The following is a 24,290-nucleotide window of genomic DNA, read 5'->3' as shown; positions in this document are numbered from 1 at the left end:
TCCATTACCCCTCCATTTCCTCCCTTAACTCCTCCAGGAGATCCATGAGCTCAACGCTCCCCTCTCTAAGCCTGAATATCGTCACAAGCCTTCTTTCATCAGCCCACTTCTTGACTAGGAGGGCACATGTGTTTAAACGGCTTAAAGCGTCCTCCACTATGTCCTCGATACTCTCACCACCCGAAGCCTTCTCCTCGAGGATTTCCCTAAGCTCTTCGGTGAAACCTATCGCAGTATAGATTTTTCCCGCGTCGAGCTTTACCTCGAGATATATGGGTAACTCCTCGTCGGGAACCCTTAAAGCATCCCTGTATGCGATAACCTTGAAGCCGTGTCGCCTGAGAAACTCGGCTAAATCACTTATCATTCCATGCACCCTGATGATGCCGCAGCGAACCCTAAGTAGATACATTAACCTGCTGAATATAAAAACATTGAGCCCTCTATGACTCCCTAAGGGACGACAGAGATGCTTGTATTATCCCTTAGGAAGCTTGATGAAGCCGTAGGAAGGTTCATAGAAGAGGCCGTAGTGGAAGGCTGCAGGATCCTAGTTACCGATGCTGAGACCATTAGGCTTCTCCGCGTCTCAAACATGCTGGGGAGCATGAGGCACCTTGAGATAGTGGTGTTTAACAGGGGGAATCCTGAGGAGGAGTCTCTACGCATAATAGCTGTCTACACGCCTTCAGAAGCATACATCTGCGATCAAAGAGGTTCATTGAATCCTCTTTCAAGAGTATTAAGGAAGCTAGGTATACCGGTCAAAGTATGCGAGGATGAACACCCACGGGGCTCCGACATGTAGAGCTACAACCGAGAACCCTGCCTTACAAGGCGGGGCTGAAGGGCTTAAATACGGTGCGCGGGAACCGGGGTGAAGACAGAGTTTCCTCCGTGACCTGTGGGGATTCCCAACCCCGGCGACTGCCTTCAGGGTTGGCCCACCCCGACTGCCCCGCAGATGACAGATGTAAACCCGAACAAATGCTGGGAACCAGTGAATCCCTCGAAGGCGTTTCCTTTAGGGCTGGAAGAAGTTTATCCACGTATATGTATCTCAACTATATCGCCATCCTCGACGACATGTTCTAGCCCCACCCTCTCACCGGGATAGTGGACAGATTTACCCCACACCTTTGCATACACAAAGTTCTTAACGAAGTCCCTGTGAATACTCTCAGCCACATCCCTTATAGTGGCACCCTTCCTGAGTACGAGGGGTTTACTGGATGGATCCGTGTTAGGGGACTTAGTGTAGACCCGTATCAGCTCAAGCTGCGTGAACAAAGCTTCACCCACCTTGTTAAGGCCTAAGCCTGTGAACGCTGATCCAGCTATTACGGGTAGACCGCTTTTCTCACCGAGCACCTTGACTACCTCGTCAACCCCGCTGACGAGGTCAACCTTATTTACAAACACGACGGAGGGCTTGTAAGTCGTGTTCTCGAATAAAGCCTGCTCTACATCATCCAATGTGACTTCTCCATATATTTTCACATGGGCATTATGGATCCTATATTCCTCGAGCAACCTACGTACATCGTCAAGCGTCGCGTTAAGCAGCTTACCCATCAGTGTGAAACGTATCCCTTGGCGCCCACTCCTATATGCCTCGATGACCACTCTCCCAAGGGGCTTTGAGAGTACGACACCTGAGTCCTCGAGGAGGCCGCGCAACTCCTCGAAATCCGCTATTATGTCGCGCGTAGCATCCAGCACTATGAGGAGACCATCGGCGTTCCTGGCGAGACCTATGATCTTGTTTATTAAACCACTCCCTCTGCTCAACGGCGGGGTATCAATTAGCTGAATATATATGTCCTCATACTTCAGCATCCCTGGAACGGGTTGCGTTGTGGAGAACGGGTAATCCGCGATAACCGTTCTAGCACCGGTCAACTTGTTTACAAGCATGCTTTTACCCGTGTTCGGGGGACCCAGCACTACCACCTGGACATCCCCCTCTTTCTCAACGAAAAAGACGGCGCCACGCCCGGTCTTCTTCTTCCTCCTCTCCTCGATCTCATCTCTGAGCTCTGCCAGCCTCCTAGTAGCCCAGAGCCTCAGTTTCTCCGTACCCTTATGTTTCGGCACACTGGAGAGAAAGTCTTCGAGAGCCCTTATCTTCTCCTCCGGAGTCTTCGCCTCCATGACTTTAATCCATTTAGCCTTGGCCTCTGCCGGTAGATTCGTCACCATGCCTGCTCCCCTCCATGAAGTCCAGCAGCGACCTACTCCTTCTCCTACCATGCTTCACATGCTTAACTATATGCCAACCCGGTGCAATATCCCTCACTATGCCCCAGCTCCTCCTAATGAATACCGGGGGCTTATCCCACCTCCCATAGATTGTTGCAAGCCATGCCCTGGATGCCGGGTCACTGGGGTATCCTGAGCCCAGCCCACCGGTGATCTTCCCGAGGACATCAATGTTTCTATCCCTGATCACTTTCGCGATCACACTGGCAGCTGAAACAGCGGGGTATCTTGCATCGGCTTCAGGCTCCATGACTACCTCCACGTGCTCCCCGTAGATCCTCATGGCGCACTCCCTGACACTTTCACCATAGCCTTTCACCTCGTCAACATATATTCTCAAGGAGTTACCCGGCTTCGATCTCGCTAGGCGACTATAGGAGAGGAGTTTGAGTATCCTGCATATCCTAATGTACTCGAGCTCATTCATGTTCCCCCTGTCTATGGTGAACGGGCTGACGAGCCATGCCACTATATCCACGTTGCTTGAGAGTATCTCCCAGAATAGCTCTCGCCGAGCCACAGGCTCCAGCGCCTTGCTATCCTTTAAGCCTATTGAAACCAGGGATTCAAAAACCCTACTCGGACCTATTACTCCAACTATAACCATGTCCCCTACGAAGGGGCCCCTGCCAGCCTCGTCTACACCTATCTCGATAGTGTCCCCGGCCGACACCTTAGGGAACCCTGCTAGCGCACATTGCTATGCTACGTGTTCATCTCCTCGAGAATCCTTTCGACTACTTGCACAGGGTTCTCGGCCTTCGTTATAGCCCCGCCCACCACAACTATGTCTGCACCACTAGCGATCAATCCTTTCACATCGCCGGGCTTTATTCCTCCGGCTACAGCTATCCTAGCCGATACATTCCTCCTCAAGCCTTCTATCTCCCTGAGCAACTGGGCTACTGTCACCCTTCTCGATCTCTGAACACTTATCCCCACATGGTAGAGGACGACGTCTACACCGAGCCGGTCGAGCTCCACAGCCCTCTTAAGCGGGTCGGGGTGGCTTATTAGATCCGCCACCACGAGCTTACCCCGTGCTCTAGCAGTCTCAACAGCCTCTTTAACCACATCATCGTCGGCGACACCGAGCACTGTGAACGCGTCGCCACCGGCGTCGAGGAGCATGCCGCCTTCTATAGCCGGTACATCCATGGTCTTTGTATCGACTACTACGAAGCAGTTTGACAGATTCTTCACGGCTTTAACAGCTATGAGACCCCACGCTTTCAGCAGGGGTGTCCCGACTTCAAGCCATATGTTCCTACATGACGTGTGAGAAGCTATCTTCGTTGCTATCTCGACTGCCTCCGGCAGCTTAGTGAGATCTAATGCGACCTGAAGTATCCTATCCATGGCCACCACGATTGTACCCATATCCTCATCCGGAGATAAATAGGTTAGCTCGACCACCGGGTTGCGGCGGAAAGATTTATTAGGTTTCCACTGAGCTAGTTAGCTCGGTGGCGCAGCAACCATTACTGCGCCGCCTCCCTAGCCAGGCAGGGTGTACCCATGAGTCAAGGAATTGATTACAGTGAGCTACTCAACTACGCTGTGAGAATAGTTGAGGATAATCTGAGAGCCGTTTTCTCCAGGATCAGGGAGGAGGCTTCATCTATCTCGCCTTTAACTCTCGACGCAGTTGAGATTGCATCAGACTATACCCTGAGAGGCGGGAAGAGGCTGAGAGCATTCCTAACATTAGTAGGCTACTGGAGTAAGGAGTGGGGGAGCGGGGATCCATCGCTAATCACCAGCCTGATGACCGGTATCGAGTTGCTTCAAAGCTACCTACTGGTACATGACGACGTAATGGATAGGGATGAGATACGGCGAGGCGGCCCAACAGTGCACTCGTGGTTCAGGGACAAGTGTATAAGGGAGTTCAAGACGGGTGATTGCACCCATTACGGTGACTCCCAGGCTATAACCGTGGGCGACTTCCTCGAGGCCACAGCAGTTGAATACGTGTCGAGAGCAGGGATTAACGGGGAAGTGCTCAGTAAGCTACTGGGGACCTATGCAGCGGGATTGAGGAAGGTGGCGTATGGACAGTACCTAGACGTGCTCTTCTCATATAGGTCGCTACACGAGGTCTCAGAGAGAGACGTCCTCCTCGTACACAGGCTCAAGACCGCTTCCTACACCATCGAGCTACCCCTACACATGGGGGCGATAGCCTCAGGCAAGTATAATGAGAGGCTACTCGGGGAACTATCCTCCTACGCGATCCCAGCTGGAATAGCATTCCAGTTAAGAGACGACATCATAGGCCTCTACGGTGACCCAAGGCAAACAGGTAAGCCCGTTGGTAGCGATGTAAAAGAGAGGAAGAAAACCCTCCTCGTGGTGAAGGCATACGAGTTGGGTAGCGAGGAGGTTAAGAGGAGGCTGAGTGAAATATACGATGCTCCTGGAACAGATGTAACACTCGACCACGTGAAGTACGTGCAGGATGTCGTCCGCGAAACCGGGAGCCTAGAGTATAGTGAGATGCTCATAAGGAGGTATGTTGATGAAGCCGCGAAGGTCCTAGAGGACTCCAGGGAGATGAGTAAGCAGGCGGCAGATGTCTTGAAGTGGCTACTGGTGAAACTAGCCTACAGGGAGAAATAGGACAGCATCCATAACCGGGGCCAACGCCCCAATGACTCACTCCTTTGAAAGCTCCCGCTCAACCTCCTCCGGGGGGAAGAAGTTGGTTTTAAACAGCGTGTAGCCCACTATGAAGAGCGATAGAAGAAGCACCATCACGAACACGTAGACCGTGAGCTTCAACACGGTTGCCTGGATACTGATGGGTGTGAAGAACACCAGGTAAGTGTATAATGTGGCGAGGACAACTGTACCGGATATCAATAGTGCTCCAGCGATCCTCTTCCTACTCACATCCACCACCCTGCCACTTTATCATACTGACCTCCTCCCCGCCTTAAAAGGTGAGGCTTTCGATTGTAATACCGCTAAGTATATATCGTATATACTGATAGGTAATCTTTTTAAAGGCATCCAAATATATAACGAAAACGGCGATGCGTAATGCATGAATATGCATCACTCTACGAGAACGACCCCGTATACCAGATGGCTGTGAAACAGTTGCGTGAGGCAGCATCACTCCTGGGACTCCCCGACGAAGTCGTTGAAGTGCTCAGGCACCCAGAGAAGCTTGTCCAAGTAAAGATAACCATTAGGAGGGACAATGGCAAGCTAGAGACCTACCTAGGGTGGAGAAGCCAGCACAACAGTGCACTAGGACCCTACAAGGGTGGAGTAAGGTATGGTGAAGACGTAACACCCGGTGAGGTAGTCGCGTTATCCATGTGGATGACCTGGAAGACCTCGCTGGCCGGGATACCATACGGCGGCGGTAAGGGAGGAGTCAGAGTCAACCCCAAGGCTCTCAGCCAGAGGGAGCTAGAGGAGTTGAGCAGGAAGTTCTTCGCCGGCATAGCCAAGGATGTGGGCCCAGACGTAGACATACCTGCCCCCGACGTCTACACCAATCCACAGACCATGGCCTGGTACTTCGACGAGTACAGTAAGATTGTTGGATACCAGGCGTGGGGGGTTGTCACAGCTAAGCCTGTTGAACTCGGAGGTCTCTACGCTAGAGTCGTCTCCACAGGGTATGGTGTAGCCCTCACGGCGAGAGAAGCTGCAAAGAAGTGGATAGGTGGACTAGAGGGTAAGACGGTTGCAGTCCATGGATTCGGAAACGTTGGCATGTACGCCGCTAAATATCTCGCTGAGTGGGGCGCCAGGGTTGTGGCTGTGAGCGATAGCAGCGGATACATATATGATCCCAAAGGACTGGACGTCGAGGAAGCCATCAGGGTTAAGGAGACCACTGGCAAGGTGACAAACTACAAGAAGGGAGATGTAAAGGTTTCAGCAAACCACATGGAGCTACTCGAGCTACCAGTGGACATACTTGTGCCAGCCGCTACACAGGACGTCATAACCAAGGAAAATGTGAACAAGATAAAAGCCAAGGTTATCTCGGAGGGAGCCAACGGTCCAACCACCCCTGAAGCCGAGAAGATACTGCATGAGAAGGGAGTAATCATAGTCCCCGATATACTCGCGAACTCTGGCGGAGTAACAATGAGCTGGATCGAGTGGAGCCACAACAGGATGGGCTGCTGGCTCACAGACGAGGAGGCGTTATCAAGGCTCGACAAGATGATGAGCGTGAACTTTGAGAGAGTCTTCAATGACTGGAGGAAGAGATTCTCCACCCACCCGATGAGGACTGCTGCCTACGCCATCGCAGTAGACCGCGTTGTTAAAGCCATGAAGCTAAGGGGCTGGATCTAGAGGCTGTGTTTTTTCCCTGCATCACTCCTCCTGTAAACCAATGTGTCATGTGAATCCCTGATCTCTTCAACCCTGTGAAGTGGTATTACCTCGTCACGCGTGTATATGTATCCTCCCCTGAAGTCCTCTATTAGACTCCCGGGGATAGGCTTCAACACCTCCCCGTTCTCCGTGCGGAACCTCACGTACACCGTGTAGTCGCTTCTACGTCCACCGAAGACGATCCTCCGGAGCCAGTTCTCCAGCTCCCCTCTTCTACGTCCCATTACAACCACTAGCCTTGTGATGAGTGGCTATAACCGCCTCACATATGAGATTCCGTCTCCTCCTTAAATCCGCTTCCAGGCCGCTGTCTTCAATCCCAGGATCACGGTTTAACCCACTAGGATGATTAGAGGGCGGGTTCTTCGCTAACACACATGTTTGCAAGAGCGCTTAACACTGCCGACTCATAGAGTATTGGAATATACTTCCTCCACAGGATTACAATCGAGTAATTAACCCTAGCATGCCCCGGCAGGATCCCAGCGTACTTTACCACTAAATCAGGGGGTAGACGAGGAAATGAAACCCCCTTATCTACGACTCCGATAACCTCTATGCAGTCCCTGCTTCTCGTTTCAACAATTATCCAATCCCTTAGCTCGACGACCCTGGATTCAACGGCCCTGAGGAGGCCCGGGTCAACGGGTGAGACCACGGTTGCATGGTATTCTCCAGCAGTATCTGTTTCAACCAACGAGTTGACGAGCCCTCCTACAACTGCCTCGTAGACTCCGGGCTTAATGGTTTTCAGAGTGTTGAGGTACTCGTATACGTTTCTAATCCTTCGTTCCCCTATACCCGTCTTCCTTGAGACCGCTACCCTCCCGTAACCCTCCTTGAAGACTCCTAGTATAACGGCAACTATTTCAACCCCGGTGAAGCCTGACTCAGCTGAGAGATTCCTGAGTGAACCCAGTAGTCTACAGTCGATCATTCTTTACCACAGCGCCTCCTTCTAGGAGCGATACTACCTCCCTGGAGCTCAGTATTGTCGAGCCCAGCACTGTCCTCATATAGTTCAATGCCCATTCATGGTCGCCCTTATTGAATGCGCTCACCGCGTCCTCTACCACTATAATCTTGTACCTGTTGTAAAAGGCGTCTATTGCTGTATGCAGTACGCATATATGGGTGTGTATACCCGTCAGGATTACCGTGTCAACCCCTAGGTCCCTGAGAATGTAGTCTAATCCAGTCTCCCTGAAGCCGCTGTAGGACCTCTTATACAGGACTATGTCCCCTGGCCCCGGTTTCAACTCGTCAATTATATCTGACTCGGGGTCGCCTTGCATGGCGTGGGGTCCCCATATGGATAGCTCGTGGTCGAATGGATAGTGGTGGTCTGCCAGATATATGACTGGGATTCCCTTGCTGCGTGCAATAGACGCTATTCTACTTATAGCGGGAATTATCTGTGTAGCCTCGGGGCTCTTTAGCCGGCCGTGCACGAACTCCTTCAGCATGTCTACTATGAGTAGGGCCGGCCGCAACAATTCTCACCACTGGTTAATTAGGGTTGACCAGGATAAATAACCATCGTGATGAGCGACTTCGGTTCTGAGTCACCACGCGATGAAGAGCCGTGTGAGGGCTGATGAAGCACCTCATATATACTCCTCACCGGTTCCCTGGAGGAGCAGGGCTTTCAGCTGTAAGCATCATGCCTGGTGAAGAGCGGGATATAGGTGGCAGTGGCCTCTAGTAGTATGGCAGTATGATTCTTCTACCGTTGGGCGCATTACTAACGGTGAAGCCGACTCCATAGGTCTCTTCAAGAACCCCAAGGTTCTCCAATAGCTCGTCGAACCCGCCTTCGAAGACTATGGAGCCACTCCTCAACACTATTACGTGGTCGCATGTGCATGAAGCGAACACTGGGTCATGGGTTGCCACGACTATTGTGGAAGATGCTGCCCTCCTCCTCAAGACCCTTGAAAGCACTGGTTTGAATCCGACGTCGACATGCGCGTCAGGCTCATCTAGCAGCAGGTACCGGGGATTCTTGACCAGTGCCGAGGCTATTACCACCCTCTGTAACTCGCCACTGCTGAGCTCACCCACGTATCTGTCGAGGAGCATTGTTATATCTAACTCCATCGAGGCTTCCTCAACCGCTTTTTCCACGTCAATATTTTTCAACGGATACAGAGCCATCTCAAGTATCTCCCTGACCCTCAGTGAAAGACTAGTTGACACCGAGGTCGGCGAACCATATGACAGTATTTTCGAGAGGACGGCCAGCGGCATCCTAGAAGCCTCGAGCCCGTCTATGAGTATTGAGCCCCTGTACTCAACTAGCCTGGCCACCGCGCGTAGAAGCGTTGTTTTACCAGAGGCATTGGGACCCATGAGGCATGTCACCTTGTTCCCCGGTATCTGGAAGGATGCTTTCCACAAAGCCTTTAGCCCACCCCTGTATTCAACCACTACATCCTTCCCTCTCAACATCTCATGCACCCCGCCTGGAGACAAGTAGATATATAAAGATAGGGGCGCCGATCAAAGATGCCACAGCCCCGGCTGGCACCTCGCCCCACATCACAGCGAAAAGCCTTCTACTAATGAAATCTGTGAGGTAGAGCACCGCGGAGGATGTAAGCATCGCTAAGGGTGCTACAACCCTGTTATCACTTGTACCCGACACGTATCTCGCTATATGCGGCGTAACCAATCCAATGAAGCCTATCAAGCCATACATCGATGTAACAATACTTGTCGATGCACCTGCAAGCACAACGGAGGCTAGGCGGGTTAAACGTGGATTGAACCCGGCTACCATTGAGAACTCATCGCTGACCTCCAGGGTGTTAAGGGGTTTAGCAATCAGGAACACGGTGAGAAGGGATACTGCTAGAACGATTAATAACACCTGCGTCTTCTCAGCTGTAGCAACTATGAAGCTCCCAACGAGTAGTGCATGTACGTAAGGATACTCTCTCACAGCTACATATGAGAGGAGTATTGAAAGCCCTGAGAAAACCGAGTTCATGCCTATGCCGGCTAGAATGTAGGATGTTGCTGAACCAGAAAGCTTCTCGGCAAGCAGGATGGTTAATACCATGGCTGTGAACCCTCCAAGCATCGAGAAGAATGAGGCGTTAAGGGTGTACCCCCCGGTCCACAGTATGAATATGTATGTGAAGACTAGTGCACCGCTTCCAACACCAATAACATAGTGATCCACTAGAGGATTACGCAGGGACGACTGCAGGAGCACACCAGCTAAACCTATTATCGCACCTGATAGCAGTGCTGAGAGAACCCTATTAAACCTGTAGTCAAGGAGTGCTGGGACACGTTGAATCCCGTTGAAATCCATGAAAACCAGGAGAAGTATCGTGGAAGCTGAGAAAACAATGAATAGTGATGACGCGGCCTTCCTCATCTCCTCTTAAACACCACCAGCACTACTACTGCTACAATGACTGCTGCCACAATCACAACCGTTGCCGCCAGTAACCCATTGAGTGTCATCCCCTGGGACCCCGACTCGGCAGCGCCGCCGGTGATGTTTGCACGAGACAATGCATTGTACACCACCTGGGGCGCGTAGAGCAGTAAGGGACCGGGCCTCATGAGGATGTCGGTTTCACTCTGGTTGAGAACCACTATGGGTTTACCGAGCCTCGTTAACCCGCTTTCATCGAGGAGTCTAATGCTGATGTTGATGCCGCCCATGGATGCAACCACTATTACATCGGGATTCAACTCTACGGCTTTCTCTAGACTTATACTGGTCCATGAATAGATGTCTCTGCACGCGTTAACTAGTCCAAGCCTCTCAACTATATCGTCTATGTATGTGCCTTTGCCGGCGACCCATATGCCTCCCGTGAGATCTATTACGAAGAGTATGCTCACCCCTTTATACCTCTCAGCCACTAGCTCCCTGTACTTCTGGAACTCGGCTTCCAGCTTTCCAGAGAACTCGGCGAGAAGGCTGGTTTTATTCAGGATCAATGCAACCGTGTACATGTCGCTTAACACGTCCTGTATACTCCTAGAGGCCCCGCCCTCAAGATACACTACCGTAACATTGTAGTTCTTGAAGAAGTCGAGCAATGGTATGTGAGCACCCTTCTCAGCTAGCACTAGATCCGGGCTGGCTGCAAGTATCTCCTCACTCCTGATGGCTGACCACCAGTATCCGCCTACATCAGTGACGTTGCGTGCCCTCAGTATCGTGGAGATATTGAACCATTCGTCACTGAGGGAGAGGGAGTCTGCCCCTACAACTGTATCAAGCCCTCCGAGATATGCCAGCGTCTCCGTTATGGATGGACTGAGCGACACTATCCTCCTAGGTGTTTCAGTAATCGAGATCGTTCTCCCTGTGGAATCCTGCAGTGTTACACCGGCTGAAGCCGGCGTGACTAGTGATATCGCTAAGACCACTATTGCCATGTACGCGAGTGCTATTTGCTTGGACATTTTGACCAACACCAAGTATCACAGCTACTCGGTATCCATTTAAAAATCTTTCCACCAGTATTACAGCAGCCCATTCTTCAGAGCAGGGAGGGAAACTAAAGCTGTAGCCCTGCAATATATCTGAGGCTCTCCAGTTCAACTGGGTGGAGCTTGGCTGTAATGATCAGTGAGTGTGGTGGCGGAGGATACCTGTGCTTCCCTAATTCACGTACTCTGCCAGCCTTAACAAGCTCCGAGCTCCATCCAAGCCTAGCCACTGCTACGCCAACTTGATCAAGTATTAATCCCTTGTCGTCGAGGCCTCCCAGTATCTCAACTGCCTCTGGAATCGTCATGGCGACACCCTCCTCGAGCCTCAAATCCAACAGGATCAGGGTGTGGAGGTTCCTGCTCAGGTTGTCATATATGGTTTCAACAACGCTGTACGGCTTGAAGTTATCGGGGTAGACCAATGTGACTATTTTGCCGAACCTGTATGCTTGAAGACCTATCCTACTGTGAACTAGGCTCACTATCGATATGCCTGTGGCAACCCTTACTTCAACCCCTCGCTTCAATGCTTCAACCCTGATGGCGTCGTGTGTAGTTGCTGTAAATGGATCCCCGGCGCAGACAATAGCTACATTCTTTCTCACCGATTCCTCCACTATCCTAGTTATGGCATCGCCCTCGAGATCCCTCCTTCTGGCTACAATTATCTCTGCTGACGGGTTCACGTCTCTAATCCACTCGTACCCATCCTCATACATGGAGGTGTATGTGTCGATGTATATTTTCTCAGCGCTCCTCAGGAGCTCCAGGGATTCCTGAGTCAAGTGCCTCCGCGAATACCCTATGCCGATGAACGCCAGCAAGACATCTACCTCTCCACGGTCCTCTGACCTCCTCCCCGCCCTAAAAAGGTTTCACTGCTTAGGGAGTTCACTGGTTCCCCGCATTTGTTCGGGTTTACACCCGTCATCTACGGGGCGGGATGCCTCCGCGGGCGACGGGGCTTTCAGTTGTAAACAATGTTACAGTTGAAAGCCTCGCCCTGAAGGATGGGTGAAGGCTGGACGGCTACTAATGCTTATAAGTCTTGCTAATCTTCATAGATGGCTGGAGACGGGTGGTGCTGTATGCCTAAGACGGTGAGTGTACTGTTGAGGAGGGAGTTACTTAAGAGGGATCTGGAGTTACTCGATATATATAGGTTCAGCGATAGAGAGGTGGTTAGGATTAAAGACAGAGTGTCTGGGAAGGTCATGGTACACGTGTTGAAGACACGTCTACCTTCGATACTCTCGCAGGAGGATTTAGCCAGGATCGCGAGTGAAATAGCGTCCACTGTGAGGAGCCGTTGACGCCTACACCTGTCGACGCATGCCATCAATGAACTCCTTTAATGCATCCATGCCTCTACCCGCCACCGTACTCGCTGGTCGCTCAGAGCCTATCCTCCTGTAATACTCGATCCTACTGAACAACGATATTATGGTGGATGCAAGCTCGTCGACGCTGCATCTACCGGTCTTGATCACCATCTGGGAGTCGACTGGGATATCCATGTCGCTGCAAACTATGAGCGGGCGGGAGTTCCTGTATAGTGCATCGAACACCATGTAGCTCGACGCACTCTCGTCGAGTATTACACCTATGACTATACGGGAGGATAGGTTGAACACGCTATCGGTTGCAACATTGATCACCCACGGGGAGGATGCACTGCACTCCTTCTCAGAGAAGTTCACTATCAGGGGGTTGAAACCCACGGCTTCCAGCTCTCCTGCAACCTCCACTATCCTCCCGCATTCATCGCTATGCGTGGCTATACCGCCATCGCTTGGCAGCAGATCCCTCATGACGCTAGAGCCAGGGGCATGGAGGGGGATGTAGACGACGTTTACATCAGGCATCTCCTCCCTGAGAACCCTGTAATCCTTCATCGTTGAAGCCGTAACCAGTATCTCGAGGCCTGCTCTACGTATGTTGATTATCTTCTTCAAAACCCTCTTCTCAACCACACCACCGTGCTCCACACCTATAATTACCCTCAACCCGTGTCCTGCCACACTGTTGAGGAAGCCTTCGAGCTCCCCGTCGATCCTGCCAGCGTAGAAGACTATGTTGCCTACGGGTTGCTCGCCTCCAGTCGTCCTCAAGGGGGTGAGGCCTAGGGCTTTCAACATGCTGTCAACCATGTAGCAGTACGCTGATGAGGCCTTACAGATGAACTGCATCACTCCCCACCATCTTCATACGGAGCGTTTCCTGCACCGTGATCAAGAGCCATGTGACACGGGTGCACAGTGTTTCACCAACCCTCTATCCCTCTGGATCCATAGGATAAACACTACTCCCATACTCATTCCAGTAGCCCAGAGTATATTGTGTGTGTTGGTTGCCAACAATTAAAACTAGGGTAGTAACCATATTATATTTATTAATCCAGGGAGCCCGGCTCAAGCAGCACCCAGGGAACATGTACAGGGAGGTATGGGTTTTGGACAAGTGGAGCATACCCTTTAAGGAGGGGTGCCTTGAGGTAAGACGGAAGGGTGACTCACTAGAGGTTAGGGGCGGGAATTTCACTATCGAGTTGCGTCCACGAGTAATAAGTGTAGATGGTTCCACAGGGATCAGTATTGAGGGAATCTATGGCTCGCGTAGGAAAGTAATCTATATCCGGTATGAAGGGATCAAGACACTGGACCATTGCAACGAAAAGATCGAGGAGGTGGATCTCGGAGACTACATCGTGAAGAGCACTTACCTCTTCACTGGCTCCTACATCACGATCATCACGCCAGGTTACCTCCTAGTGGACTACGTTGTCATCACCGATGACTCGGCTGCCGTAGTAGTACAGGGCAAGAGAAGCACTTACTTTGAGGAAAGCGGGAGACGGGTAACCATATACGTGGTCTAAGCGATGAAACCCGTGTTAGACCCCGGGTTTTTAAATGATTACACCTGGATAGTTTACCAGGTGTAATGGCATGCCCAGCCTTACAGTCGACAAGATCGATGAATACCTGGGTAAACCCGTAAACGACCCATACGGGAGGCGTGTAGGATACATCATCGGCTTCTACAGCGACGCTGATGGAAACGTAACATCCCTGGAGATAAGTTTCAATGAGTTCGGATTCAAACAGGTCACGGTCGACATGTTCAGGTTTGAAAACGGCAGCATAATATTGCTCCCCGAATGGGAGTACACGGCAATTCTACTGGAGAACAGGCTTGAAAGGGTGAAGAAGCGTGTAGCAGCCCTTGAGGAGTTGAACAGTAAGAAGGAGATACCGGTTCACACCTACGAGGAGTTCAAGAAGAAACTCGACGAGTCACTTATAAAGCTTAAAGAGGAGGCAAAGGGGGTTAAAGAGGAGCTCAGGAAGAGAATCCATGAAATAGAAGACATGATCGTTGAGCTCGAGAAGGCTATCACAGCTGTAAAGGTGAGCTACATAAGCGGCGAGATACCTGAGAAAGCCTATAAGGCTTCAATGGATCACTTGAGGCGGAACCTGGATATACTGAACTCTGAGAAAGCCAGCGTCAAGAAGCACTTGGACAAGATAGAGGCATTGGAGAACCTTCCAGTAGACGCAGCCGTGAAAGTAAGCGTAGCGGGAGAAACTCCTTCAAAGTCCTCGCAGCCAATGCAGGTAGTAGTAGTTGAATCGTGAGGACTTTTTCCAGTGCATAAGACTTTAACCCGGTTGACTTCTCAACCCAGCCATGAAATAAGTCTCGACCTCCCACCGCCTTAAAGGTGAGGCTCTAAGTTGTAAACCAAGGGATCCTCACTACCAGCACCCATATACACCTCCATGCTTATAGCTGAAAGCATTGATTCCTGGGCCAGGATATGCCAGCCATTATTAAGGGTTTGAACCGGTATCTCCATGAGTGGAGAGGGGCGTGTTAATGCCTAGGGAGGGTAGCATACGGGGAACGCTCACAGCCATCTTCTACAGGCTCGGCATGAAAGCCCTGCAACCTCTCTACGAGGTGTACGAGAAGTGGCTGTGGATGCAGATACGCGGGGGGCCTTTCCCGCGACACATAGGCATAATACCAGACGGCAACAGGAGGTGGGCTAGGAGGCTCGGCTTCGACCCGTCGCTAGGCCACATCTATGGGTACGAGAGAATGAAAGAGGTGCTTAAATGGATATGGGATCTTGGGATAAGGTATGTCACCATATACGCTATGAGCACCGAGAACTGCAAGTATAGAAGTAACGGTGAGCGAGAACACTTGTTTAACCTGGCGAGAAAGGGGCTCAGAGAGCTCAGGGAGCTCAGGGATATCCATGAGAGAAAGGTGAGGGTGAAAGTTTTCGGCACACTCGACCTGGTTCCAAGCGACATAGTTGAACTAGCAAAGGAGCTCGAGAAGGAGACAGAGAAATATGACTCATACCAGTTGAACATAGCGCTCTGCTACGGGGGCAGACAGGAGATACTTGACGCCGTGAAGGCTGTCGTGCGGGACGTCATCGACGGCAAGATAACCGTTGACGATATAAGCGAGGAAGCCTTCAGTAAGTACCTTTACACCAGCGAGGCACCTGACCCGGACCTCATAATAAGAACCAGCGGCGAGGAGAGAATAAGCAACTTCCTACTGTGGCAGTCGGCTTACAGCGAACTGTATTTCTGCGATGTCTACTGGCCCGAGTTCCGTAAAATAGACTTCTGGAGGGCGATACGCAGCTACCAGATGCGTGAAAGAAGGTTTGGAAGGTGACAGGATTGCTTATAGCCTGAAGCCTCGCCCGTTTAGGCTGGAGTTTAGGCTGGAGGAGGTCAGCCGGGCGAACTTGAACCATGGTGAAGAGCAGGTCTCCCTACTCCTCTAGGAAGTCCTCGGGTTCCCCGTAGATTATCTTGAGCTCGTCGATGGTTAAGCGCTTCTTATCCTGCTTCTTCTCAAGGATCTCCTGCTTCTTGGCATTCAGCATCATTCCCAGCTTGGCTTTCTCGAGCTCCCTGTTGAGATTGTTTACTTTTTCCCTCAATTCTTCGAGCCTTGCGCTGAGCTCCTCTATTTCCTTTGAAACCTCGTTAACTGTGTTCTGCTTGGCCTCTATGGAGTTCTTTAATCCCTGGTATTTCTTCACGACCTCCTCCAGCTGCTGCTTCAACCTATCCCTTTCATCCGTCAGCTTACCTATTTTCTCTCTTAGAGACTGGAGCTTGCCTGAGAGATCCCTTACCTGTATCTTCAGGCTTGAGTAGAATGCCCTGATCTCGAGCACCTCGTTCCTCTCCTTCCTCAGCTTCTCGGCTTTCTCGAGTAGAGCTGTGAGCCTCTTTATCTTCTGAATAATCCTGTTCTCCTCCTCTATTGACAGTACTCTTGTCTGGAGGATCCATTCTAGCCTCTCTATTTCACCCCTCAGGATGTTGGAGGGTGTTCTAGCCTCTTTCGACATGCTCTGTATGGTGTTCTTTTTCTCGGCGAGAACCTCTCTTAGAGCCTTTAATTCCTCGATCTTGCTTCTCCGTTCTTCGGCAAGCCTCCTGTACTCTTCGATGAGCTGCCTCCTCTCCTCCTTTATCTTCCTTAGTCTCTCCTTGAGAACCCTTATATCGTTTAGGTACTTCTGCTTCTCGCCTCTCTCAGTCTTCAGCTCGCCTATGAGTTTAAACCTTTGATCCTTGAGGAGCCTTATTTTCTCCCTTATCTCACCTATCTGCGTGGTGGCGTTCTCTATTTCCCGTTGTAGTTCCTCTATAGGTGTGGATGACATCGGCTATCCCGCTAGCTATGTTTAAGTATGATCCTGGCGTCAACAGCTATAGCTCCCTTACTGTACGCCATGACGGGGTTTAGATCTATGGACTCTATCTCAGGGTTATCCTCCATTAGTCTCGCAGTCTTCACGATCATCTCGGCGATCGCATCCTTGTCTACTGGAGGTTGGCCACGATAGCCTTCAAGTATGCTTGCTGACTTTATCTCCTTAAGCATTGTGAGTGCATCCTCCTTGCTCACAGGGGATACCCTGAAGGATACGTCTTTCAATACTTCTACGAAGATTCCTCCTAGGCCGAACATGACCACTGGCCCGAACACGCTGTCCCTTACGCCTCCAATGATTACTTCGAGGCCCTGGGGTGCCATGTTATACATGAGCACTCCAACTATCCTTGCACTCGGGGCTCTGCGTGGCACTGTCTCAAGCATTTCCTTTACGGCTTTCCCAACCTCCTCCCTGCTCCTGAGCCCTAGCTTCACGCCACCTACATCGCTCTTGTGCGATATATCGGGTGACACTATCTTTAATGCGATGGGGTATCCGACTTTGTCGGCTAAGGCTACTGCTTCCTCCGGGCTCTTAACCACTACTACCTCTGGTGAGGGTATCCCGTAGTGCTTGATGAGCTGGAAGGCCTCGTGCTCCAGTAGCTTGTATCGCCCCTCCTTGAGCGCATTGATTATTATGTCACGGGGGGTCAAGTTCATCAACCTCTATCCCTGGTTGTCTTCATCTTTATCCTGCTATAGGTATATAATACTTTAAGCGCCTTTGCAGCCCTCTCAGGGGATTCGAATACAGTGATCCCGTTCTCCTGGAGCCTCCTAGCTATTTTGACCGCTTCCTCCCCGCCTATGGATACCGCTATTATTGGCTTCCCATACTTCTTCTTAGCCTCTATGAGGTATTCCACCAGTGAGCCCTTTATACCTGGTACCTGTGGTAGTGCAACCACTACTACTGCATCCACGTCTCCACGTGGAAGCACTTTCTCAAGTACCTTCATGTATCTTTCATCATCGGTGTCACCCGTGAGGTCTATGGGGTTCTCTACGATGCAGTGTGGTGGCAGCACTCTTCTCAACTCCTCCCTTAGATCCGGTGGCGTCCTAGGTAGCTCGAAGCCCTGGGAGGTTAAGGCATCGGTTAACATCACGCCGACACCGCCTGCATCAGTGATTATGTAGACCCTGTTACCATTCATTAATGGTTGATCGAGCAGTATACGTACGGCATCCATCATCTCGTCGAAGCTCTCCACCTCTACTATCCCAGCCTGCTTGAAGGCAGACTTGTAAACCGAGTAGTCTCCTGCAAGTGCGGCTGTATGGCTTGCAGCTGCAAGGCTTCCCCGCCCGGTTTTACCCGCCTTGAATATCAGCACCGGTTTGACCGTGCTCACTTTTCTCGCGGCCTCGAGGAATGCTCGTCCTCTCCCATCCTTCAAGCCCTCTAGGTATATTAGTATGACCCTGGTTTTCTCATCGCTTGCAAGGTACTCCAGTATATCGACATCGTCCACATCAACCTTGTTACCGTAGCTCACGGCTCTTGAAACCCCGATGTTGTTGTATGCCATCCAGTCCATGAGGGCTGAGGCGAATGCACCGCTCTGACTGATGAATGCGACATATCCTTTCGGAGGACGCTTCATCTTCTCCTCGGGCAGGAAGAATGTATCGACACCGCTCCAGCTGTCATATATGCCGATGCAGTTTGGACCTATGATCCTTATCCCATACTTTAACGCTATCTCCTTGACCTCGTTCTCCAATCTCTCTCCTTCAGGTGTTCCAGTCTCCCTGAAGCCGCCGCTTATTATTATTGCCGCCTTGCATCCTTTCTCACCCAGCTCCCTAAGCACCTCGGGCACGCCTGGAGCCGGTATGGCTATCACGGCTAGATCCGGTGCCTCAGGTAGATCCCTTATACTCCTGTAGCACTTGAGCCCCAGGATCTCATCGTAGCCCGGGTTAACCGGGTAGACCCGGCCCCTATACCTCTTAGTAAAGTTCTCCAGTATGACCCTGCCCACCTTCCCTTCCCTAGGTGTTGCACCGATCACTGCGACGCTACTAGGGTTGAAGAACCTAGTGATCGCTGACACGCATGACCACCTATCACGTGTCATGTATGCTTGGATAAGGGTGCTGGGATATAAATTAAAAACCGTGAGGAAACGTCAGCATTACAGGAGGCGGAGGCGTCCAAGTATGGCTGCAAGCGGGGTTTCACTAACAGAGTTATTCGTCGAGTTCCTGAAGATAGGGTTCTTCATGTTTGGAGGCGGCTACGGTGGCATAGCGTTGATGTACAAGGAGCTCGTCGAGATAAAGAAGTGGGTCTCCGAGGAAGAGTTCCTCGAGCTCCTAGGTGTCGCTGAGAGTACGCCGGGACCCATAGCAATAAACTCAGCTACATGGATAGGGTACTCCCTTGGAGGATTACCCGGCTCCATAATCGCCACCATAGGCGTCGTCATGCCCGCCTACCTAGTGATAATGGCCATAGTTACATCGCTTAAACCATATATGGGTAGCGACGCAGTGAAGATAATGTTCAGGGGCATTAACGCTGCTGTTGTAGCACTAATACTCTACGCATTGATCAAGGTGGCTAGGAGCGTGTTAATAGCCTCTGGGGGAGCCTTGAACCTGGTGGCTGTAGCAATATTCGTCACAGCCTTCATACTCCTCTATGTGGGTGACCAGCACCCAATAGTAGTGATACTGGTGTCCGCTGCTGTAAGCCTATTATTGAAGTACGGGCTTGGAATATGACGCTATTCACCCCCGTGGTAGGCGTGGAGGAGACTGGGCGATAATACACATGAGAACCCGGTTTCGTGAACGCCAAAGATTTATAACCAGGAGATACTTGTTTAGAAAGGTATCAGGTGTTTAGGATGTCGTATTACCAGGGCAATGACTTAAGGAAGCCGAGTGGCGGGTTAAAAGGGGAGAAGAGAGGTAAGAGAAAGCACGAGCTAGGCTCACCTCCAACCAATACTACTCTGAGCAATAGTGAGGAGAAGGTGTTTGTGAGAACACTGGGGGGAAACATGAAGGTGAAGCTGAAGAAGGCCCTCTACATTAATGTTGCCCTTCCAGGGGAGAAGACGGCTAAGAAGGTGAAGATACTGGACGTTGTTGAGACGCCCTCAAACCCGCAGAACACCCGGTTCAAGATTATCTCGAAGGGCACCGTTGTGAAAACAGAGCTAGGACTCGTCAAGGTTACCTCGAGGCCTGGGCAACACGGTGTCTTAAACGGGGTTCTCGTAGAGAAAAAATAGGTTCACGATAAACCCTTGAAAAGGGGAGTTTTTTGAGCAGAGAGTACAAGGGCAGGAAGATAGTCGTTTACCCATCATACATAGATTCCAAGAAGAGCCGTAGAGAGGGCAGGAAGATACGTTTAAGCGATGCCGTACCGAACCCAGGCATTGACGAAATACTCGAGGCTTGCCGGAGGCTGGGATTGAACCCGGTTCACGAGGAGAAACAGTACCCAAGGATCCATGGATTACGGGGACGCGTCCTCGTGGATAAAAAGATGAGTAAGCTGAGCACACTTATAGCCGTAGCCAGGGAGATCAAGCGTATGCGCGGCGATACACGTAGCTGAAAGCCGACCCGTGAAGGTGCTCCCATAAAGTATTACTTTAAGGTTTAATACTTCATTTAAAAACTATAGTGATACATGTTCTTTGTATTAAGTGGTGTTTAAATGGGACTCTCCTTATATATCAAACCGTAGTAGGAGTAATATGTTGCGAAAGTAATACCTGCGTGATACTCATGAACAAGTTGGGGATAGTGGAGGCCTCCACTAGGGATGGATTCATTGTTGTCAAACCTGTTTCAAGAGATGTCCTTAAACTAGTCAACTCCTCTGTCTACGATGACAACTATAGGAGGATAGGGAGAGTCGTCGATGTAATCGGGAGGGTAGACGACCCCAGGGTTATCGTGAAACTAGAGAACAAGGCTTTCAAACCATCCCCTGTGCTCTACTATCACTTAGCTGAGAAGAAGCGTGGGAGAGGGGGGAGGAAGCGTTGAGGTGCCCTCACTGCGGCAGGGACACTGTTATCTTCGACTCCGACTCCAACACGTATGTGTGCCAGGTTTGCGGAGCAGTAGTTGATGAGAGACCAGCATATCAGGGCACCGAGGGCTTCCCGAAGAATAACACTACACCACGTAACAGTGGAGCACTCACCCATAGAGTGCACGATCACGGTGTAGGCGGCACGGAGATAGCGGGCAGCTTCAAGGCGCACCTGAGGCGTGGAAGGAGCTGGGTGAGAGCTAATAGTGAGATAAAGGTTGACAAAAGGGATAGGAAGCTTAAGAAGGCTTTGCAATGGCTTAACGAGTACCTGAAGCTCCTGGATCCACCCACCCCTGTAAGGGAGACCGCTGCTTTACTCGTCCGCGAAGCAGTGAAAGACAAGAACTTCAAGGAGAATACTGTGAGAAAGATAATTGTGGCCGCCATCTATCTCTCCTACAAGATAAATAAGCAGCCTAGATCCGCCAAGGTATTCTGCTCAGAGCTGAACATTGAGGACGGATACCTATGGGAAGGAATACGCTTAATACGTGAAGCAGTAAAAGATGTGAAACTAACACATGAGCACTACGATCCCAGATACTACATAGGCTTCATAACGCATAGGTTGAACGCACCCCCCGTGGTGGAGACCCTTGCTAACTCCATCGCGTCAAGCGCCGAGAGCTACGGGTTCCTGAGCGGTAAGAACCCGGCTAGTCTCGCAGCTGCATCAGTATACCTGGCTGGCATAATAAGCAACAACAAGAGAAACCAGCTTGAAGTAGCTGAAACCATAGGTCTCACCGATGTAGCCATAAGGAACGCCTATGACTCAATACTGAGGAACCTAGACATAGATGTATTATTGTAGGGCTGACCTCCTTCCCGCCCTAAAGGGCGGGGGCTCCCGTTTAGGGGGTTCACTGGTTCCCCGCATCTGTTCCGGGTTCACATCTGTGAACCGGCATCGCGTGATCAATGATACACCCGTATACGTGAATACAGTGGAGGACTTGTTTCACCTTTTGAAAAACCGTCTTCAGCCCACAGGCTAGCCTTTAACTATGCCGAGCCTGTAGGCTTCTCCCATGTATCTCTGTGCAACCATGTATATCACTATTATCGGGAAAGCGTAGATCAGGGAGAGGGCAGCATACACTGATGGATCCTGGAGACCGCGCTCGCCGAAAGCCGTCATGTATATGTATGCACCTATAGTGTTGACGCGTAGGAGGTTCGCTATGAAGAACTCTCCCCACGCACTCATGAATGCGAACAGGGTGATGATTATTACCGCTGGCCTGGATGAAGGCAGCACTATCCTATATATTATGGTGCCCCAGTCAGCACCATCAATGAATGCCGCTTCATCCAGCTCTCTGGGAAGGTTGTCGAAGTATGATTTAAGCAGCCATGTCTGGAATGGGACGAGCCCGGCACTGTAGATCAAGGGGAGGACATGCCAACCATACGCTGGCACACCATAGGAGCTTAACACCAGGAGGAACATTAGCAGGGCTATTACGGCGACGACGCCGAAGCCTCCTCCCGCCTGGCTCAGTATGAGATATATGTAGAGCACCATGTCCCTGCCCTTGAAATGGAACCTCGAGAACGCGTATGCCGCCGGAGTTATCACGACCACTGAGACCAATACTGTGAGTAAACTTATCAGCAGGCTCATCTGGATGGCGCTCGCGAACTCAGGGCTAGCCACAGCTCTAACATAGTTCTCAATCGTCAGCATACCCAGGGCCTTGACCGGGTCCTCGATAAGGCTTGGCTTAGAGTAGAAAGACTGTAGAACTATGAAGAACACTGGGTAGAGCAATGCGAATAACACTAGGAAGCCTGCCACGGTCAGGGAGACCCTGAATACAAGCCACATTACCTTAGAGGCCACTCTTCCCACCTCGTCTCGAGACATACATCCAGACCGCTACATAGACCATTATTATCAATACTACGATTAGATACGTGGCTGCTGCATAACCCCACTCCTTATCAGTTATAGCCCTGTTGTATCCGAATAGAATTATCATCTCGTTGACATTACCCGTCTTGCTCCCGAAGTACGGTACTGTTATCACCCTGGTGGGTCCACCCCCGTTCAGGAGCAATGGCACCATGAAAGCCTGGAGCGATGCACCGGTTGTAAGTATCGCGGCCAACATGAGGGGTTTGGAGACTAGTGGGAGGACAACGTGTCTGAGGCGCTGCCACAGGGATGCCCCATCTATGTAGGAGGCTTCAATGACTTCCCTGGAAACCCCTGAGAGAGCCCCCATGGTAACAGTCATTATGAAGGGGTAGGCTAACCATGCCTCGAACAGGTTGTATACTAGGAAGGCCTGCCATTCATCGGTGAACAACTGTATTCCAAACAGCCTACCCAGTTGCCCGCTGGGGGAGAACAAGAAGCGCCAAGTCAACCCTGAAAGCAATAGTGGTAGAGCCCATGGAGCCAGTGCGAGTCCCCTTAGCACCCTTCTCCCATATATGAGTGGTGTTGAGTAGAAGAAAGCCAACCCTATTCCAAGGAGTAGCTTGAGGGGCACGCTGGTTGCAACGAATACCGTTGTCTTATATAGTGAGTAGTAGAACCTTGGGTCGGTGAATAGTCTGGCAAAATTGTCGAGCCCGATGAATCGAAGCATCTTTGACTCCTTCTCACCCCTAACGCTTTCAATATAGTTGTCCAGGTAGCCTTGGAAATCGCTCGACATGTTCCTGAAGTATGTGGAGGCGCCTTTACTCAGTTCAAGGATCTGTGAGAGCCTGCTCAACAAGCTGTCCCTGGACATCGAGGCATAGTACGAGGAGATCTCTGAGACCACATTGTAGATGTTGTTGAGGTCGTCCAGGATCCTGGGTTCAATCAAGCTCTTCGAGGTGGCGAACCCGTAGCTACTGCAATTCAACACCGAGTTAACTGTGCCCGGTATGGTTCTAAGCCTCAGTGACTCAGCGTAAAGCGATTGTATTCCAAGTAGTACCATCGGATCCTCCGAGGGGTTCTGGGACTTGTTCACTAGGCTCATCAATGCACTAGTACTACTGGATAGTCTATCCATAGTATCCGCTATATCGGCGAAGACCCTGGAGACCGCTAGACTTAGAGTCACATTGGTCTTCATGAAGCTGGCGCACGCTATGGCGTTATCATAGTTCCTCATGACCTCCGGTGCCACGAATAAATTGTCTTCCCTAGCATTGGTGAAGGCCATGCCGATTGAGAATGCAAGGGGCCATATGTTGAAGAAGAAGTAGAGGACTATGCTTGCGATAGCCATCAAGAACCCTATTCTAGCCGGGTAAAGGTGTCGCCTACTGGACATGAGAAGCACCTTTCACCGAGAGCACTGTGGCCAGGATACCTGTCCCAGGTGACCTGGTAAAAAAGCTTCTATCATTA

Annotated in this window: 30 protein-coding genes; 12 read left to right on the top strand and 18 right to left on the bottom strand. The window is 50.9% G+C overall.

The annotated features are described in order from the left end of the window. Positions 1–4 precede the first annotated feature (4 nt). Positions 5–412 (bottom strand): hypothetical protein, encoded by a 408-nt coding sequence (locus DESMU_RS00805; protein WP_245526454.1) that lies wholly within the window; start codon positions 410–412, stop codon positions 5–7. Positions 413–469: 57 nt separating this feature from the next. On the opposite strand from DESMU_RS00805, the gene DESMU_RS00800 reads away from it, so the two are divergent. Further along, a complete protein-coding gene (locus DESMU_RS00800; RefSeq protein WP_013561693.1) occupies positions 470–808 on the top strand; it encodes a hypothetical protein in 339 nt (112 codons plus the stop codon). A gap of 233 nt (positions 809–1,041) precedes the next feature. Here the strand turns inward: DESMU_RS00800 and DESMU_RS00795 are convergent, their stop codons facing one another. The 3 genes from DESMU_RS00795 to DESMU_RS00785 are packed head-to-tail and all read right to left on the bottom strand — an operon-like array spanning position 1,042 to position 3,642. Beyond that, positions 1,042–2,202 carry an OBG GTPase family GTP-binding protein gene (locus tag DESMU_RS00795; protein WP_013561692.1) on the bottom strand — a complete coding sequence of 387 codons (1,161 nt, stop codon included), beginning with the start codon at positions 2,200–2,202 and terminating at the stop codon, positions 1,042–1,044. Continuing rightward, positions 2,168–2,935 carry a ribonuclease HII gene (rnhB, locus tag DESMU_RS00790; RefSeq protein ID WP_013561691.1) on the bottom strand — a complete coding sequence of 256 codons (768 nt, stop codon included), beginning with the start codon at positions 2,933–2,935 and terminating at the stop codon, positions 2,168–2,170. Before rnhB ends, DESMU_RS00795 begins: the two co-directional genes overlap by 35 nt. Before the next feature lie 32 nt (positions 2,936–2,967). Further along, the gene (locus DESMU_RS00785; RefSeq protein WP_245526453.1) at positions 2,968–3,642 is read right to left on the bottom strand and encodes an orotidine 5'-phosphate decarboxylase / HUMPS family protein; all 675 of its coding nucleotides are present in this window, start codon (positions 3,640–3,642) and stop codon (positions 2,968–2,970) included. Positions 3,643–3,780: 138 nt separating this feature from the next. Here DESMU_RS00785 and DESMU_RS00780 point away from each other — a divergent pair, with 138 nt between their 5' ends. Then, positions 3,781–4,884 carry a polyprenyl synthetase family protein gene (locus DESMU_RS00780; protein ID WP_013561689.1) on the top strand — a complete coding sequence of 368 codons (1,104 nt, stop codon included), beginning with the start codon at positions 3,781–3,783 and terminating at the stop codon, positions 4,882–4,884. 36 nt (positions 4,885–4,920) lie between these two features. Here the strand turns inward: DESMU_RS00780 and DESMU_RS00775 are convergent, their stop codons facing one another. Beyond that, positions 4,921–5,157, bottom strand: a complete 237-nt coding sequence (locus tag DESMU_RS00775) for a hypothetical protein (RefSeq protein WP_013561688.1) — start codon at positions 5,155–5,157, stop codon at positions 4,921–4,923. A 150-nt stretch (positions 5,158–5,307) separates the two neighbouring features. On the opposite strand from DESMU_RS00775, the gene DESMU_RS00770 reads away from it, so the two are divergent. After that, on the top strand, positions 5,308–6,588 hold the full coding sequence (locus tag DESMU_RS00770) for a Glu/Leu/Phe/Val family dehydrogenase (RefSeq protein ID WP_013561687.1): 1,281 nt from the start codon (positions 5,308–5,310) through the stop codon (positions 6,586–6,588). On the opposite strand, the gene DESMU_RS00765 is transcribed toward DESMU_RS00770, so the two are convergent. From DESMU_RS00765 to dph5, 7 genes are all read right to left on the bottom strand, one after another. Beyond that, complete coding sequence (locus DESMU_RS00765; protein ID WP_013561686.1) at positions 6,585–6,854, bottom strand: RNA repair domain-containing protein; 270 nt, start codon at positions 6,852–6,854, stop codon at positions 6,585–6,587. The genes DESMU_RS00770 and DESMU_RS00765 overlap by 4 nt on opposite strands. Before the next feature lie 125 nt (positions 6,855–6,979). After that, positions 6,980–7,567, bottom strand: a complete 588-nt coding sequence (locus tag DESMU_RS00760; protein ID WP_013561685.1) for a hypothetical protein — start codon at positions 7,565–7,567, stop codon at positions 6,980–6,982. After that, complete coding sequence (locus DESMU_RS00755; protein ID WP_013561684.1) at positions 7,554–8,123, bottom strand: cysteine hydrolase family protein; 570 nt, start codon at positions 8,121–8,123, stop codon at positions 7,554–7,556. The genes DESMU_RS00760 and DESMU_RS00755 overlap by 14 nt, the downstream gene beginning before the upstream one ends. Before the next feature lie 208 nt (positions 8,124–8,331). Then, positions 8,332–9,081, bottom strand: coding sequence for an ABC transporter ATP-binding protein (locus DESMU_RS00750; protein WP_013561683.1), 750 nt, complete (start codon positions 9,079–9,081; stop codon positions 8,332–8,334). 1 nt (position 9,082) lies between these two features. Next, positions 9,083–10,018 (bottom strand): FecCD family ABC transporter permease, encoded by a 936-nt coding sequence (locus tag DESMU_RS00745; protein ID WP_013561682.1) that lies wholly within the window; start codon positions 10,016–10,018, stop codon positions 9,083–9,085. After that, positions 10,015–11,076 (bottom strand): ABC transporter substrate-binding protein, encoded by a 1,062-nt coding sequence (locus DESMU_RS00740; protein ID WP_245526496.1) that lies wholly within the window; start codon positions 11,074–11,076, stop codon positions 10,015–10,017. The genes DESMU_RS00745 and DESMU_RS00740 overlap by 4 nt, the downstream gene beginning before the upstream one ends. A gap of 83 nt (positions 11,077–11,159) precedes the next feature. Continuing rightward, positions 11,160–11,918, bottom strand: a complete 759-nt coding sequence (gene dph5, locus DESMU_RS00735; RefSeq protein ID WP_013561680.1) for a diphthine synthase — start codon at positions 11,916–11,918, stop codon at positions 11,160–11,162. 264 nt (positions 11,919–12,182) lie between these two features. On the opposite strand from dph5, the gene DESMU_RS00730 reads away from it, so the two are divergent. Next, positions 12,183–12,407 carry a hypothetical protein gene (locus DESMU_RS00730; RefSeq protein ID WP_013561679.1) on the top strand — a complete coding sequence of 75 codons (225 nt, stop codon included), beginning with the start codon at positions 12,183–12,185 and terminating at the stop codon, positions 12,405–12,407. A gap of 3 nt (positions 12,408–12,410) precedes the next feature. On the opposite strand, the gene DESMU_RS00725 is transcribed toward DESMU_RS00730, so the two are convergent. Further along, positions 12,411–13,283, bottom strand: coding sequence for a hypothetical protein (locus DESMU_RS00725; RefSeq protein ID WP_013561678.1), 873 nt, complete (start codon positions 13,281–13,283; stop codon positions 12,411–12,413). 263 nt (positions 13,284–13,546) lie between these two features. On the opposite strand from DESMU_RS00725, the gene DESMU_RS00720 reads away from it, so the two are divergent. The 3 genes from DESMU_RS00720 to uppS all read left to right on the top strand — a co-directional run bounded on the left by DESMU_RS00720 (position 13,547) and on the right by uppS (position 15,801). Next, positions 13,547–13,972, top strand: coding sequence for a hypothetical protein (locus DESMU_RS00720; protein WP_148222781.1), 426 nt, complete (start codon positions 13,547–13,549; stop codon positions 13,970–13,972). Between the two features lie 70 nt (positions 13,973–14,042). Beyond that, positions 14,043–14,735: a CdvA-like protein gene (locus DESMU_RS00715; RefSeq protein WP_013561676.1), complete on the top strand. Its 693-nt coding sequence runs from the start codon at positions 14,043–14,045 to the stop codon at positions 14,733–14,735. Between the two features lie 241 nt (positions 14,736–14,976). Beyond that, positions 14,977–15,801, top strand: coding sequence for a polyprenyl diphosphate synthase (gene uppS, locus DESMU_RS00710; protein WP_187286336.1), 825 nt, complete (start codon positions 14,977–14,979; stop codon positions 15,799–15,801). Positions 15,802–15,901: 100 nt separating this feature from the next. Here the strand turns inward: uppS and DESMU_RS00705 are convergent, their stop codons facing one another. The 3 genes from DESMU_RS00705 to DESMU_RS00695 are packed head-to-tail and all read right to left on the bottom strand — an operon-like array spanning position 15,902 to position 18,947. Further along, positions 15,902–16,807, bottom strand: a complete 906-nt coding sequence (locus DESMU_RS00705) for a coiled-coil protein (RefSeq protein WP_013561674.1) — start codon at positions 16,805–16,807, stop codon at positions 15,902–15,904. An 11-nt stretch (positions 16,808–16,818) separates the two neighbouring features. Then, positions 16,819–17,517, bottom strand: coding sequence for an acetate--CoA ligase family protein (locus DESMU_RS00700; protein WP_013561673.1), 699 nt, complete (start codon positions 17,515–17,517; stop codon positions 16,819–16,821). 5 nt (positions 17,518–17,522) lie between these two features. Beyond that, positions 17,523–18,947, bottom strand: coding sequence for an acetate--CoA ligase family protein (locus tag DESMU_RS00695; protein WP_048078631.1), 1,425 nt, complete (start codon positions 18,945–18,947; stop codon positions 17,523–17,525). A 40-nt stretch (positions 18,948–18,987) separates the two neighbouring features. Here DESMU_RS00695 and DESMU_RS00690 point away from each other — a divergent pair, with 40 nt between their 5' ends. The 5 genes from DESMU_RS00690 to DESMU_RS00670 all read left to right on the top strand — a co-directional run bounded on the left by DESMU_RS00690 (position 18,988) and on the right by DESMU_RS00670 (position 21,746). Continuing rightward, entirely contained in the window at positions 18,988–19,596 is a 609-nt protein-coding gene (locus DESMU_RS00690; RefSeq protein ID WP_245526452.1) for a chromate transporter, read from the top strand. Between the two features lie 125 nt (positions 19,597–19,721). After that, entirely contained in the window at positions 19,722–20,111 is a 390-nt protein-coding gene (locus DESMU_RS00685) for a 30S ribosomal protein S8e (protein ID WP_013561670.1), read from the top strand. 32 nt (positions 20,112–20,143) lie between these two features. Further along, a complete protein-coding gene (locus DESMU_RS00680) occupies positions 20,144–20,443 on the top strand; it encodes a signal recognition particle subunit SRP19/SEC65 family protein (RefSeq protein WP_013561669.1) in 300 nt (99 codons plus the stop codon). 173 nt (positions 20,444–20,616) lie between these two features. Further along, positions 20,617–20,880, top strand: a complete 264-nt coding sequence (locus DESMU_RS00675; RefSeq protein ID WP_013561668.1) for an H/ACA ribonucleoprotein complex subunit GAR1 — start codon at positions 20,617–20,619, stop codon at positions 20,878–20,880. Beyond that, a complete protein-coding gene (locus DESMU_RS00670) occupies positions 20,877–21,746 on the top strand; it encodes a transcription initiation factor IIB (protein ID WP_013561667.1) in 870 nt (289 codons plus the stop codon). The genes DESMU_RS00675 and DESMU_RS00670 overlap by 4 nt, the downstream gene beginning before the upstream one ends. Positions 21,747–21,926: 180 nt before the next feature. Here the strand turns inward: DESMU_RS00670 and DESMU_RS00665 are convergent, their stop codons facing one another. Then, positions 21,927–22,802: an ABC transporter permease subunit gene (locus DESMU_RS00665; RefSeq protein WP_245526451.1), complete on the bottom strand. Its 876-nt coding sequence runs from the start codon at positions 22,800–22,802 to the stop codon at positions 21,927–21,929. Then, complete coding sequence (locus tag DESMU_RS00660; RefSeq protein ID WP_013561665.1) at positions 22,768–24,213, bottom strand: carbohydrate ABC transporter permease; 1,446 nt, start codon at positions 24,211–24,213, stop codon at positions 22,768–22,770. Before DESMU_RS00660 ends, DESMU_RS00665 begins: the two co-directional genes overlap by 35 nt. Between the last annotated feature and the right edge of the window lie 77 nt (positions 24,214–24,290).

It is taken from the genome of Desulfurococcus mucosus DSM 2162, from assembly GCF_000186365.1.
GTDB classification, from domain to species: Archaea; Thermoproteota; Thermoprotei_A; order Sulfolobales; family Desulfurococcaceae; genus Desulfurococcus; species Desulfurococcus mucosus.
Note: the sequence above shows the minus strand (reverse complement) of the source record. Positions and strands in the feature narration are given on the sequence as shown.

What these genes read in the sequence shown, in the direction of transcription:
- DESMU_RS00785 (WP_245526453.1), bottom strand. Translation starts at nt 3,642, where the DNA reads ATGGGTACAATCGTGGTGGCCATGGATAGGATACTTCAGGTCGCATTA.
- DESMU_RS00750 (WP_013561683.1), bottom strand. Translation starts at nt 9,081, where the DNA reads ATGTTGAGAGGGAAGGATGTAGTGGTTGAATACAGGGGTGGGCTAAAG.
- DESMU_RS00730 (WP_013561679.1), top strand. Translation starts at nt 12,183, where the DNA reads ATGCCTAAGACGGTGAGTGTACTGTTGAGGAGGGAGTTACTTAAGAGG.
- DESMU_RS00760 (WP_013561685.1), bottom strand. Translation starts at nt 7,567, where the DNA reads ATGATCGACTGTAGACTACTGGGTTCACTCAGGAATCTCTCAGCTGAG.
- DESMU_RS00705 (WP_013561674.1), bottom strand. Translation starts at nt 16,807, where the DNA reads ATGTCATCCACACCTATAGAGGAACTACAACGGGAAATAGAGAACGCC.
- DESMU_RS00675 (WP_013561668.1), top strand. Translation starts at nt 20,617, where the DNA reads ATGAACAAGTTGGGGATAGTGGAGGCCTCCACTAGGGATGGATTCATT.
- DESMU_RS00800 (WP_013561693.1), top strand. Translation starts at nt 470, where the DNA reads ATGCTTGTATTATCCCTTAGGAAGCTTGATGAAGCCGTAGGAAGGTTC.
- DESMU_RS00725 (WP_013561678.1), bottom strand. Translation starts at nt 13,283, where the DNA reads ATGCAGTTCATCTGTAAGGCCTCATCAGCGTACTGCTACATGGTTGAC.
- DESMU_RS00765 (WP_013561686.1), bottom strand. Translation starts at nt 6,854, where the DNA reads ATGGGACGTAGAAGAGGGGAGCTGGAGAACTGGCTCCGGAGGATCGTC.
- DESMU_RS00805 (WP_245526454.1), bottom strand. Translation starts at nt 412, where the DNA reads ATGTATCTACTTAGGGTTCGCTGCGGCATCATCAGGGTGCATGGAATG.
- DESMU_RS00745 (WP_013561682.1), bottom strand. Translation starts at nt 10,018, where the DNA reads ATGAGGAAGGCCGCGTCATCACTATTCATTGTTTTCTCAGCTTCCACG.
- DESMU_RS00770 (WP_013561687.1), top strand. Translation starts at nt 5,308, where the DNA reads ATGCATGAATATGCATCACTCTACGAGAACGACCCCGTATACCAGATG.
- DESMU_RS00695 (WP_048078631.1), bottom strand. Translation starts at nt 18,947, where the DNA reads ATGACACGTGATAGGTGGTCATGCGTGTCAGCGATCACTAGGTTCTTC.
- DESMU_RS00715 (WP_013561676.1), top strand. Translation starts at nt 14,043, where the DNA reads ATGCCCAGCCTTACAGTCGACAAGATCGATGAATACCTGGGTAAACCC.
- DESMU_RS00795 (WP_013561692.1), bottom strand. Translation starts at nt 2,202, where the DNA reads ATGGTGACGAATCTACCGGCAGAGGCCAAGGCTAAATGGATTAAAGTC.
- DESMU_RS00780 (WP_013561689.1), top strand. Translation starts at nt 3,781, where the DNA reads ATGAGTCAAGGAATTGATTACAGTGAGCTACTCAACTACGCTGTGAGA.
- DESMU_RS00660 (WP_013561665.1), bottom strand. Translation starts at nt 24,213, where the DNA reads ATGTCCAGTAGGCGACACCTTTACCCGGCTAGAATAGGGTTCTTGATG.
- DESMU_RS00685 (WP_013561670.1), top strand. Translation starts at nt 19,722, where the DNA reads ATGTCGTATTACCAGGGCAATGACTTAAGGAAGCCGAGTGGCGGGTTA.
- DESMU_RS00665 (WP_245526451.1), bottom strand. Translation starts at nt 22,802, where the DNA reads ATGTCTCGAGACGAGGTGGGAAGAGTGGCCTCTAAGGTAATGTGGCTT.
- uppS (WP_187286336.1), top strand. Translation starts at nt 14,977, where the DNA reads ATGCCTAGGGAGGGTAGCATACGGGGAACGCTCACAGCCATCTTCTAC.